9 protein-coding genes are annotated in these 11,709 nt (G+C 38.9%); 6 read left to right on the plus strand and 3 right to left on the minus strand.

The features are described from left to right. Window positions 1-15 precede the first annotated feature (15 nt). The gene (ricT, locus tag ALLST_RS10680) at window positions 16-894 is read left to right on the plus strand and encodes a regulatory iron-sulfur-containing complex subunit RicT (RefSeq protein ID WP_019893939.1); all 879 of its coding nucleotides are present in this window, start codon (window positions 16-18) and stop codon (window positions 892-894) included. After that, entirely contained in the window at window positions 866-1,717 is an 852-nt protein-coding gene (gene rsmI, locus ALLST_RS0109365) for a 16S rRNA (cytidine(1402)-2'-O)-methyltransferase (RefSeq protein WP_019893940.1), read from the plus strand. Before ricT ends, rsmI begins: the two co-directional genes overlap by 29 nt. A gap of 158 nt (window positions 1,718-1,875) precedes the next feature. On the opposite strand, the gene ALLST_RS0109370 is transcribed toward rsmI, so the two are convergent. Next, window positions 1,876-2,802, minus strand: a complete 927-nt coding sequence (locus ALLST_RS0109370; protein WP_245553774.1) for an aldo/keto reductase — start codon at window positions 2,800-2,802, stop codon at window positions 1,876-1,878. A gap of 338 nt (window positions 2,803-3,140) precedes the next feature. On the opposite strand from ALLST_RS0109370, the gene uvrA reads away from it, so the two are divergent. The 4 genes from uvrA (at window position 3,141) to ALLST_RS0109390 (ending at window position 9,300) form a co-directional block, all read left to right on the plus strand. Further along, entirely contained in the window at window positions 3,141-5,957 is a 2,817-nt protein-coding gene (gene uvrA / locus ALLST_RS0109375) for an excinuclease ABC subunit UvrA (RefSeq protein WP_019893943.1), read from the plus strand. 230 nt (window positions 5,958-6,187) lie between these two features. Beyond that, window positions 6,188-7,120: an HPr(Ser) kinase/phosphatase gene (hprK, locus tag ALLST_RS0109380; RefSeq protein WP_019893944.1), complete on the plus strand. Its 933-nt coding sequence runs from the start codon at window positions 6,188-6,190 to the stop codon at window positions 7,118-7,120. Between the two features lie 60 nt (window positions 7,121-7,180). Beyond that, window positions 7,181-8,410: an HAD family hydrolase gene (locus ALLST_RS10685; RefSeq protein ID WP_019893945.1), complete on the plus strand. Its 1,230-nt coding sequence runs from the start codon at window positions 7,181-7,183 to the stop codon at window positions 8,408-8,410. Next, window positions 8,386-9,300, plus strand: coding sequence for an NAD(P)/FAD-dependent oxidoreductase (locus ALLST_RS0109390; RefSeq protein ID WP_019893946.1), 915 nt, complete (start codon window positions 8,386-8,388; stop codon window positions 9,298-9,300). The genes ALLST_RS10685 and ALLST_RS0109390 overlap by 25 nt, the downstream gene beginning before the upstream one ends. Before the next feature lie 135 nt (window positions 9,301-9,435). Here ALLST_RS0109390 and ALLST_RS11495 read toward each other — a convergent pair whose 3' ends face one another. Both ALLST_RS11495 and ALLST_RS0109400 read right to left on the minus strand, forming a co-directional pair. Then, a complete protein-coding gene (locus ALLST_RS11495) occupies window positions 9,436-9,582 on the minus strand; it encodes a hypothetical protein (protein WP_019893947.1) in 147 nt (48 codons plus the stop codon). A 209-nt stretch (window positions 9,583-9,791) separates the two neighbouring features. After that, window positions 9,792-11,222 (minus strand): polysaccharide deacetylase family protein, encoded by a 1,431-nt coding sequence (locus tag ALLST_RS0109400; protein WP_019893948.1) that lies wholly within the window; start codon window positions 11,220-11,222, stop codon window positions 9,792-9,794. Window positions 11,223-11,709: the final 487 nt, after the last annotated feature.

The following is an 11,709-nucleotide window of genomic DNA, read 5'->3' on the forward strand; positions in this document are numbered from 1 at the left end:
ATTAGGAGGATTGTCATGTCTAAACCTCAACCGGTAAAACAAAAACCAGAGAATACAAAACCATTTCCTTATATGGTTTACATCCAGTTTGATGGCTCCAAAAAAGCTTATTCATTTGGATGCTTTGAAGAATACAAAACTGGTGATGCGATTGTCGTGGAGACTGTTCGAGGCCAAGAAATCGGTACCGTTTATGTTCCATCCTTGCCTTTTGATGAAACAAAAGTAAAAGGAGAAATCAAACCTGTTTTGCGTAAAGCAACAGAAAAAGATTTAAAACGGAAAGAAGAAAACAACCAAAAAACAATTGAAGCGATGGAGATCTGTCAAGAAACGATCAATCGTCTGCAATTAGATATGCATTTGATTTCATGCGAATATACGCTTGATCGTTCCAAAATTATCTTCACTTATGTCAGTGATGATCGTGTGGATTTCCGTGGTTTATTAAAAGAATTATCCAACTTGCTGCAAGGTCGCATTGAACTTCGCCAAGTCGGTCCACGTAATAAAGCAAAATTAGTCGGCGGAATTGGCATTTGTGGAATGGAATGTTGTTGCAGTCGCTTTTTGACCGACTTCGATACCGTGTCGATCAATATGGCGAAAAACCAATTGCTCGCCCTAAACATTTCAAAACTTTCAGGTCAGTGTGGGAAATTAAAATGTTGCCTACGCTTTGAAAACGACGACTATACGGTTTTGCGAAAAGATTTACCAAAACTGAATTCGCAAATCGAATTTAATGGCAAGCATTATCGCATTAGCTCGATGAACGTTTTACAAAAACAGGCCAAACTTGAAAATAGAGAAGAAACATTGTTCGTTTCTTTTGATGAATTATTCCCAGATCGAAAGGATATCCATGAATCGACAGAAGAGCTTCCAGAATGAGCAAGGTGCAGCACTATACCTCGTGCCAACCCCAATTGGTAACCGTAATGAAATCTCCAAGCGTGTCTTGGATACATTGAATCTTGTGGATGTGATCGCATGTGAAGATACACGCAATTCGGGTCAGTTATTAAAAACGCTCGACATTCATAAACCGCTAATCGCCCATCACGAATACAACACCCAACAAAGTATTCCGGGAATTTTGAAATTGCTCGATCAAGGTAAAAAAATCGCAATCATTTCCGACGCCGGTTATCCGTTAATTTCGGATCCGGGAAGCGGATTGGTGCAAGCTGTGATTGAACAAGATATTCCTGTGATTTCTTTATCTGGACCAAACGCAGCCCTAAATGCCTTGGTTGCCTCGGGACTTTCTACCCAACATTATTTGTATTATGGATTTTTAGATGCAAAATCAACAAAACGCAAAAAAGAACTGTTTGCGCTCAAAGATTTTCCGTACACGATGATTTTCTATGAAGCACCTCATCGTATTGAAGCGACTTTAAGTGATGTGCTTGAAGTATTCGGAAATCGTAAAATCGTTTTAGCTCGCGAATTAACAAAAATCCATGAAGAATACATTCGCGGAACGGTTCAAGAAGTACTTGAAATTTGTGGAGAACTAAAAGGGGAAATGGTTGTTGTCATAGAAGGCAATACCACAAGTGAAACCCAAAGTTTAGAAGAGATTGTCACAAAAGCGCTCGAACTTGTCCAAGAAGGAATGAAGCCAAAACAAGCAGCAGGTCAAGCTTGTCAAAATAGTGCCTATTCCAAAAATGAAGTGTATCAAGAAATGTTAAAAGCAAAACAATAAACAAAAGCCTCTATTTCCTTTTATGTAAGGTGGAATAGAGGCTTTTTTACAGTTTGTTTAGGTGGAAATATTGAATATTTTGAAGAAAAAAGCCACCCAATGATGTCTGGCCAAATTCATTTAGAGTCAATATTTCTTAAGTCAAAACGAATGAAATATTAAGGGAGGGGATGATGTTGGGCGGTGTAGATGTCGTACCATTCTTGACGAGTGAGTTCGACCTTTGTTGCATCGACAATTTCTTTTAAGTGTGTCGGATTTGTTGTACCGGCAATGACTTGAATTTTTACAGGAAGACGTAAAATCCACGCCGCTCCAATCGCAGATTTTGTGACTTGATATTTCGTCGCTAATGTTTCTAATACTGCGTTGAGTTTGGGATATTTTGGATTATCTAAATATGTGCCATCTTGCCAACTTGCTTGGAAAGGACACCAAGCTTGTAAGGCGAGATCGTTCTCTAAAGCGTAGTCGAGAATTTGATCGGTGCGACTGATCGCATGATCATCTGTCATGTTGAAGAATACACTTTCATCAATGGCCAAAGCATGGACAGCCGAGAGTTGAATTTGATTGACGATTAAGTCTTGATCGATAAATTTTTGTAACATGCGCATTTTGGAAGCAGGGAAGTTCGATACACCAAAATAACGAACGAGTTTGCGATCATGGAGTTCTTGGAATGCTTGTGCGACTTCTTGGGGATCCATTAAAGGATCAGGACGATGTAAAAGTAAAATATCGAGATAATCACAATGTAAATTTGCGATCGATTGTTCAGCTTGGCCAATGATGTAGTCTTTTGTGGTGTCATAGCGAGGACCACCATTGACTTGTTTGACGATGTCGCACTTCGATTGAATAATCATCTGCTTGCGAAGTTCTGGATGTTTAGCGAGCACTTGGCCAAAAGCAGGCTCTGTTCCATAAATATCGGCATGATCAAAGAAGTTAATGCCGAGATCTAAAGCACAACGAATCAGTTCTTCAAGTTGATCTTCGTTTAAAGAAGAAATGCGCATGCAGCCAAGGGCAATTTCGGAAACGTTTAAATCAGTGTGGGTAAGGTTAAAAGTTTTCATCATGATTTTCCTATCTACTTTGTTGTTGGATTGATTCTCAAATAAAAGGAATTGTCGGGATCAATCTATTGATAACCTTATTATAATTGAAAATTTATGGATTAGAGAGATTTGCAAGCTCTAACGAGAAGTAAAATTCAATCGATTAGAACGCTCAATTGGGTATAAATGCACAATTTACGCAAATGAATTAAAAATATAGTTTTGTTTGTACGCAAAATATACGCTAAAATACAGACGTAAAGTCTGATGAAAAAAATAAGAGTTTCCATTCAATATAAATCTCGATAGAATGGCAAAGATTAATTCTCACGAAACAATAGAAGAAAAGGAGGGAATTTATGGGATCCACAATTAAAATTCAAGGGGCACGAGAAAACAACCTCAAAAATGTCTCCCTTGAAATCCCTAAAGATAAACTCATCATTATGACGGGTGTTTCTGGAAGTGGAAAAACGTCCTTGGCTTTTGACACGATTTATGCTGAAGGACAACGTCGTTATATGGAATCTTTATCTTCCTATGCCCGTCAGTTTTTAGGAAATTCCGAAAAACCCGATGTGGATCAAATCGATGGCCTTTCTCCGGCAATCGCAATTGATCAAAAGACAACGTCCCATAACCCACGTTCTACAGTTGGAACTGTGACGGAAATTTATGATTATTTACGTCTTTTATATGCGCGCATCGGTGTGCCCTATTGTCCAGAACATGGTGAACCGATTACAGGCATGACCGTAACCGAAATGGTTGACCAAGTCATGTTACTGGCTGAAGGGACAAAAACAACAGTTTTAGCCCCAATCGCCTTAGGAAAAAAAGGAACGTTTAAAGATACATTTGCCCGATTGATGAAAGAGGGCTATTTACGTGTCCGCGTCGATGGTGAAATTCGTTTATTAGAAGAACTTGAACCATTAGAAAAAAATAAAAAACACGATATTGAAGTCGTGGTTGACCGTATTGTCCGTCGGGATAATCGTAGTCGCTATTATGACTCGATTCAAACGGCATTAAATATTGGAGAAGGAATGGCAGAAGTCGTTACCGATGAAGAAACATTACGTTTCTCTTCCAATTATGCCTGCAATATTTGTGGCTTTACAGTGCCAAAACTAGAACCACGTCTGTTTTCTTTTAACGCCCCAATGGGCGCATGTCCAGAATGTAAAGGGATTGGGACAATTCAAAAAGTCGATCTTGACTTATTGATTCCGAATTGGAATTTATCGCTCAATGAAGGAGCGATTACGTTCTATAAAAACATGACGCAATCGAGCAACCAATTGTGGCAGCGTCTAGAAGCAGTCTGCGATCACTTTGGCATTGATATGGATGCCCCCATCAAAGATTTACCGAAAAAACAACTCGATAAAATTTTATATGGTTCCCAAGAACCGATTCAATTTTCAATTTATAACACCAAAGGATTAGAACGAAAATACGATGAACCGATCGAAGGAATTGTCGATATGATCGAACGCCGTTATCTAGAAACGGGATCTTCTTGGAGTCGAGATTGGTATGAAACATTTTTATCCGAACAAGAATGTCCATCTTGTCATGGAGCGCGTTTGAATCGAGAAGTGCTAGCTGTTCGCATTGGCGGAAAAAATATTTATGAATGGACGCAAATGAGTGTGGTTCAAAGTATTCAATTTATTGATCAATTAGAACTCACCCCAACCCAACGCAAAATTTCCGATCTCGTTTTAAAAGAAATTCGCTCTCGTTTGAATTTTTTAAAAAATGTCGGTTTAACGTATTTAACGCTAGATCGTTTGGCTTCTACTTTGTCAGGGGGAGAAAGCCAACGAATTCGTCTAGCAACCCAAATTGGTTCTAGACTAACCGGAGTGATGTACGTTTTAGATGAACCATCCATTGGTTTGCATCAACGAGATAATGATCGCCTTATTGAAACGCTTAAAGACATGCGCGATTTAGGGAACACCTTAATTGTTGTTGAGCACGATGAAGATACGATGCGGGCGAGTGATTTCATTGTTGATGTGGGACCTGGTGCAGGAATTCATGGTGGAAACATCGTTGCGATGGGAACGCCACAAGAAGTGATGAATAACGACAACTCCATTACGGGTCGCTTTTTATCAGGAAAAGAAAAAATTCCTGTACCAAGCGAACGCCGTAAGGGAAATGGGAAGAGTTTACAAGTGATTGATGCGACGCACAATAACTTAAAACACGTGAATGCTGAATTCCCGTTAGGTACGCTAACCGTCGTGACGGGGGTATCGGGTTCAGGAAAATCGTCTTTAGTCACAGAAGTTCTTACCCATACGATTCAGCACCATTTAGGAAAAGTACGGACAAAACCAGGCCAAGCGAGAGAAGTGAAAGGTTTAGAAGAAATTGATAAACTCATCGAAATATCGCAAGAACCAATTGGACGCACCCCGCGTTCCAATCCAGCAACCTATGTTGGCGTATTTGATGACATTCGTGATCTTTATGCGCAAACAAAAGAAGCAAAGCTTTTAGGATTTACGAAATCACAGTTCTCCTTCAACGTGAAAGGGGGACGTTGTGAAGCTTGCCAAGGGGATGGAATTCGCAAGATCTCGATGCATTTTTTACCCGATATTTATGTCGATTGTGATGTTTGTCATGGCAAACGGTATAACGAAGAAACGCTGCAAGTGAAATATAGAGATAAGACAATTGCGGATGTTCTTGAAATGACAGTTGAAGAAGGAATTGAATTTTTCTCTTCTATTTCCAAAATTCGTCATAAATTACAAACCCTTTCCGATGTGGGATTGTCTTATATTAAATTAGGACAATCGGCAACGACTTTATCGGGTGGGGAAGCCCAACGTGTAAAATTGGCCAGTGAGTTGCAGAAAAAACCAACTGGAAAAACAGTCTTCATTTTAGATGAACCGACAACGGGACTGCATTCTTCAGACGTGCGTAAATTGATTGAGGTTTTACAGCGCCTTGTGGATACAGGCAATACAGTCATTGTCATCGAACACAATTTAGATGTGATCAAAAATGCCGATTATATCATTGATATTGGACCAGAAGGTGGCGATGAAGGGGGACAAATTGTTGCCAAAGGAACTCCGGAAGAAATTGTGCAATGTCCACAAAGTTATACGGGAAAATACCTCAAACCCCTTTTAGAACAATAAAAGAATCAAACAAATAAGCTGAAATCAACCATGCGATTTCAGCTTGTTTTTATCTCGATGATGAATGATCGAATTATGTATATAACCGATATAGGATTAAGAACAAGTTAAGATTTTCATTTGGTGTTTACACTTTAGAGTAAAATTTAGAAACTTACTGCTCAAATGCGCAGTTATATGTTTAACTAGATACGTCAAACCTTAAAAGTTTGAATAAAGGAGGAGCAGGCATGCCTAGAACGACTGTAGAAGAACTCAATAAACGTTTTCATTATCACCAAGTAACTGGCTCGCCCGCTTCGTTAAATCGGGCAATCACTTTGCCTGATATTAACCGACCAGGATTAGAACTTGCCGGTTATTTTTCAAATTCCCAAACGAAACGCGTCATTGTCATCGGGGGAAAAGAGTACCGCTATATCACCGACGAAATGGATGAAATTTCTCAACGGCGGGCATTTGAATTTTTAACAAATGAAGATACGCCTTGTATTTTGATTACTGGGGATCATACTTGTCCACCCGTTTTAAAAGAAATTGCGGATCGGAAAGACTTCCCTGTTTTCGAAACAAATCGAAAAACGAGTCAATTAGTGGTCAATGTAACGAACTGGTTAGATGGACAATTAGCGCCTGCTCAATTAATCCATGCCGAACTTGTTCGTGTTCATGGTGTGGGTGTTTTAATCACCGGAGCAAGTGGAATGGGAAAAAGTGAAATCGTTTTGGATCTTGTTAAACGAGGCCATCAATTAGTTGCCGATGATCGCGTCGATGTATATCGCGTGCATAACTCATTGATTGGACGAAGTGCCCAAATCATTGCGGGTTATATGGAACTAAGAGGCGTTGGGATTATTGATGTGAAACGCTTATACGGCATCACGTCAGTCGCAAATTCGACAGAGATCAGTTTTGAAGTTTGTCTTGAGCCCTTTGATCCGAATGGAGATTACGATCGTATCGGATTAGATCATGACGAATATAACGAATACTTAGGTATCAAAATTCCAAAGTTAAGAATCCCTGTGACGTATGGTCGCCCAATGGGAACCGTTATTGAAACAGCAGTGACGAACTATTTATTACAACAAGATGGTTTTGATTCAGCACGAGAGTTTGAAGAACTCGTTCTTTCTGAAATCGAAAAAAACCGCATTTAGAATGAAACGTTCAAGGAACAGGACAACTCCTGTTCCTTTTCTACATCGAAAGGAGACAGTATGGAAAAGACAATCCTTTGGGCATTGGATACGGGATTTGGCTTATTCTTCATGATTTGGGGTGTGGAAAGCACATTTCAAAAATGGGGAATTACCCAAAAGCAAAGACAAAAAGGAATTGCGATCTATTTGATTGTTGTCTTTTTGTTGAATGCTTTATTACACCAAGTGATGCTCGCTATGATCATCGCGGCAATTTTAGTTGCCTTTGTTTTTCCGATGGAGATTCATGCGCTACGGGCATTGGATGCTTGGGGCCTTTGGTCAATCATCGGCGCTGCCTTTGTTTTATGGACGAATACAAAAGCCGAGATGATGATTTGGATCATCAGCACTCTTTTCTTATTTGGTGCATTTATTTTTATTCGCCAAGTGTTTACGCGTAAATTTTATTCTTGCTTTGGACAAGTCGGGATGCTTTCGATTCTACTTGTATGTGGGGCTACTTATTTTGGTCTACAAGCAGAAGAAAACATGTTGGCGTATTGGCTCAATCTGATTTTAATCGCACTGAGTATGATTGGCTTTGTGTATGTTGGCCTGAACAAGAAACAAATGGCTAAGCCATTATTATTGTTTGATTTGGATGGAACATTAATCGATTCCCAACCTCTTGTTTTTGAAACATTTCGCCAAGTGTTTGCCAAACTAAAACCGGGCTATCCATTAAGTGATCAAGAGTTGTATTCCTTTTTTGGACCGACATTAGAAACGACATTTTTACGTTACTTTCATCCCGATGAAATTGACGATGTTATTGAGTTGTATCAACAAATCAATCGCCAGTTGCATGCTGAATATTTAAAGGAAATGCCTTATGCGCTAGAAACGATTGTTCAATTGCATGAGCAAGGTTATGTACTGGGAATTGTTTCGAATAAACGGCATGCGGTCGTGGAACTTGGATTAGAACAAAGTAAACTCAAACCTTACATGGATGCAGTTTATGGCAAAGAAGACCAACCGGTATGTAAGCCAAAGCCCGATGGATTAATTCATGCTGCCAAACAAATGGGGTACAAATTGGACGAAGTGCTCTATTTTGGTGACAATGCGGCAGATATTCAAGCGGCGAAAGGGGCGGCTTTTTATTCCGTAGGTTATACTTTAGATACCATACAAAAACAATCATTACTCAACGCTAAACCATGTGCGTTTATTGATGATTTAAGAAAAATAACCAAGCTATTAAAGGAGGATCAGATATGGATCGACAAGTCGATTTGGTAATTATTGGTGCAGGACCTGCCGGTATGGCTGCTGCATTATATGGATCACGAGCAGGATTATCTACAGTGATGATCGATGCATCTGCTCCTGGTGGAAAATTATTAAAAACGTATCAAATTGAAAACTATCCTGGTGTCGGAACAGTAAGTGGGCCAGATTTAGCAATGCAAATGTATCAACAATCTATCGCATTTGGCGCTGAATTTCTGTATGGCGAAGTCGTAGAAGTCACTCAGGATAAAAAAGTCCGTTTAGCAGATGGCACCGTTCTAGAAGCTAAAGCGGTAATCATTGGCACAGGAGCTCGAGAAAAAGAAATGGGGATTCCCAATGAAGCAGAAGCCATTGGCCATGGCGAAAGCTTCTGCGCAGTTTGCGACGGGGCATTTTTCAGAAATAAAGATGTTGTCGTTATCGGTGGTGGAAATTCCGCATTAGAAGAAGCGCAATTCTTAACTCGATTTGCGAGTCATGTTACGATCGTGATTCGTCGTGATGTATTTAGAGGATCTGTTAAAGCACAAAAAGAAGTTGAAGAAAACGAAAAGATCTCAGTGATCTACCATCATATTCCAAAAGAAGTTGTCTTAACGGATGGAAAAGTGTCTGGCATCGTTTTAGAAAATGTGCAAACAAAAGAGCAACAAACATTAGCATGCCAAGGAATTTTCCCTTTTATTGGCCAAGTACCAGAAACATCATTTGTGAAAGACTTAGGAATTTTGAACGAACGTGGCTATGTGATTGCCAATGAGCAATTGGAAACAGCAGTCAAAGGAATCTATGTTGCCGGTGACTGCAAAGAAAAAGATTTACGCCAAGTCGTTACTGCAACAGCAGATGGTGTAATTGCCGCAACCAATGCATTCCACGCTATTACTGGGATGTAATGACTTTTGTTCAATCCTAAAATCCTTAAAGAAAATTACTTAAATCAATAGAAAAACGCCCGGAACTGAGTATAGAACCGGGCGTTTTTGCGAAATTAATGCGGGTATAAAGCCAATGTAGATTGTGCGTAGAGTTTAATGCTCAGATGAATTGAGGACTTCAGAATAATATGAATTGTAATCTTTTAGGCTGATCATTGTATCTTCGTTTTGATCTGTAGAAGAGCATCCACAAAAGAGAAATAAAATTAAAGCAAATAAAGATAACGTTTTGATATTCATCCTATTTTCTCCTTTATCTACAATTTGATTGTTAATAAAATTGTAGTGTATATAAATTAAAATGTCGAGTTTGAATTTTAATGCCACAAAGATATTCTTTTCTCTTTCATTGTATGAGATAGAGCGTGCCAAGTATGAAGATCTCGTTGTGCCAAAGAAGGGAAATAAAAAAAGAACCCGATGAGAAATCGGATTCTAAGTGGAAAAGATTAATTGACTACACCGTGATGAACGGGAGCAGAACGACGAGTAAGTGGTTTGAAGACATAACCTGCGTCACGATAGGCCGCAATAATTTGTGGTAAAGCTTGCGCAGTTGTTGGTTTTGCATCTGTGTCATGCATTAAAATCACAACATCATCCATGCCAATACCGGCTGTGGAATTCTCAACGATTTGTTCCACAGGGACACCATTAGCGGAAGCATCGGTGGAATCGATGTTCCAGTCAAAATAGGCATATCCTTTATTTTGCACTTCTTGAACTAAAGTCGACATAATGCCTGGGCAATAAGAAGCAGAAATAGAGTTCGAAGAACCACCCGGGAAACGAATAATATCGGCTTTTACTCCTGTTTGTTGCTCAACGAGATTACTAATGTCTTGTAAATCTTTGAAGTAAGCTTCTGTTGACGAGTAGACAGTTGGATAATCGTGTGTATAGGTGTGCAGGGCAATAGTATGACCATCGTCAACAATGTCTTTCATGAAGCCATAACTTTCTGGGTTAAAGGCGGTTACGAAGAAAGTCGCTTTTGCATCATTCTCTTTTAATATTTTTAAGATATCGCCCGTTAAGGCGGAAGGTCCATCATCAAATGTTAAGTAACAAACTTTTTTACCAAAGTCAGGATCTTCGGCAATATTGATCGTTTGTTTATAGGTTTTCATATTTCCGGAGCGATCAATTGCGGTGTAATTGACGGTATAATTTCCTGGAACATCAGTATTTAATTGAGAAGAGTCAACAGTGATTTGCGGATCAGGATCGATGTCATCGACTGCTTTATATTGTTGAACGGTAAAGTGATCCCCTTGGATAAGATCGACTTTTTCTTCGAAGTTTTCGATTTTAGGTGCTTTTTTATCAATCGTGCGTTCTAAGGTTGCTGTTTTTGTTGTGGTATTGCCATGAGAGTCTTTTGCGGTAATCGTAATTTGATTTTTACCCGATTGGCCCGGATAGATATCGCCATCGATTCGTAAATTGTATTCAGAAGCATCAGAAACAGATTCGATAAAATCGTTTTGAGAAACGACTTGGGTCGTATCGGTTTTGATATCTTTTAAAACGAGATCAGGACCTTTCGTGTCTTTGACTTCGACAGTGAAAGGATAAGTCTTATTTTTGTATTGATAAGAAGCTTCAACTTCGCCAAGAACATTTGAATCGACATCACCTTGAAATGTCACATTTGTTTTGGAGTCAAAGAAAAGGGATTTGATATTTCCATAAGGATCAAATGTTTCACCATATTCAGCAATGTAATGATCGGTTTTTATGGAGAGGGGATTAAAAAATCTAAATACACCCCAGATCAAAGCAAAAATTCCGATAATACCGACAAGTAAAATCGCAACTCGATCATAGCGAATGCGCTTTTTTCGTTTTTTTTGATTGGTATTGGGTGTGTTCGTCATAAGTCCTCCATATTTTATATGCATAAACAATGAAGTTGAATCATCGTTTTGTCGTTTGGGATTTGTTTTTCAATTCGCTTCCATCATCAGGATGGCATCTATGTTTAAGTCTATCAAAATCATGCTCGATAAATGATTAAATCGTGCGAAATGTCAGAAAAGATTTTCGGTCTAAAAAATGAAGAAATCATAAAGTTCAACTCGCCCAAAACGGGTTGAAAATAGAAGTAGAAATGCTCTTCATTTGGATCGATTCTATGCAAATTTAAAGTTTACATAAAATTTGGAATGAAGTCATAAAGTTTTCGATTTCGAAATAAAGCGGTTACCAAAGCGGAAAAATCGAATCTTTTTGGAGTGTCGAATTTAGATCAAAAAAGTAAAAAATCACATAGAAACAAGCATTCCAATAGCATCTTAATTCTATAGCGGCAAGTTTAAAAAAGATTCATGAGGGTGCATGGTATCATGATTTTCAGAGAGGCGT

Source organism: Allobaculum stercoricanis DSM 13633, assembly GCF_000384195.1.
Lineage (GTDB): Bacteria > Bacillota_I > Bacilli_A > Erysipelotrichales > Erysipelotrichaceae > Allobaculum > Allobaculum stercoricanis.

Excerpts from the sequence above, each read along its gene's own strand:
- ALLST_RS11495 (WP_019893947.1), bottom strand. The coding sequence starts at position 9,582 with ATGAATATCAAAACGTTATCTTTATTTGCTTTAATTTTATTTCTCTTT.
- rsmI (WP_019893940.1), top strand. The coding sequence starts at position 866 with ATGAATCGACAGAAGAGCTTCCAGAATGAGCAAGGTGCAGCACTATAC.
- ALLST_RS10685 (WP_019893945.1), top strand. The coding sequence starts at position 7,181 with ATGGAAAAGACAATCCTTTGGGCATTGGATACGGGATTTGGCTTATTC.
- ALLST_RS0109400 (WP_019893948.1), bottom strand. The coding sequence starts at position 11,222 with ATGACGAACACACCCAATACCAATCAAAAAAAACGAAAAAAGCGCATT.
- ricT (WP_019893939.1), top strand. The coding sequence starts at position 16 with ATGTCTAAACCTCAACCGGTAAAACAAAAACCAGAGAATACAAAACCA.
- hprK (WP_019893944.1), top strand. The coding sequence starts at position 6,188 with ATGCCTAGAACGACTGTAGAAGAACTCAATAAACGTTTTCATTATCAC.
- ALLST_RS0109390 (WP_019893946.1), top strand. The coding sequence starts at position 8,386 with ATGGATCGACAAGTCGATTTGGTAATTATTGGTGCAGGACCTGCCGGT.
- ALLST_RS0109370 (WP_245553774.1), bottom strand. The coding sequence starts at position 2,802 with ATGATGAAAACTTTTAACCTTACCCACACTGATTTAAACGTTTCCGAA.
- uvrA (WP_019893943.1), top strand. The coding sequence starts at position 3,141 with ATGGGATCCACAATTAAAATTCAAGGGGCACGAGAAAACAACCTCAAA.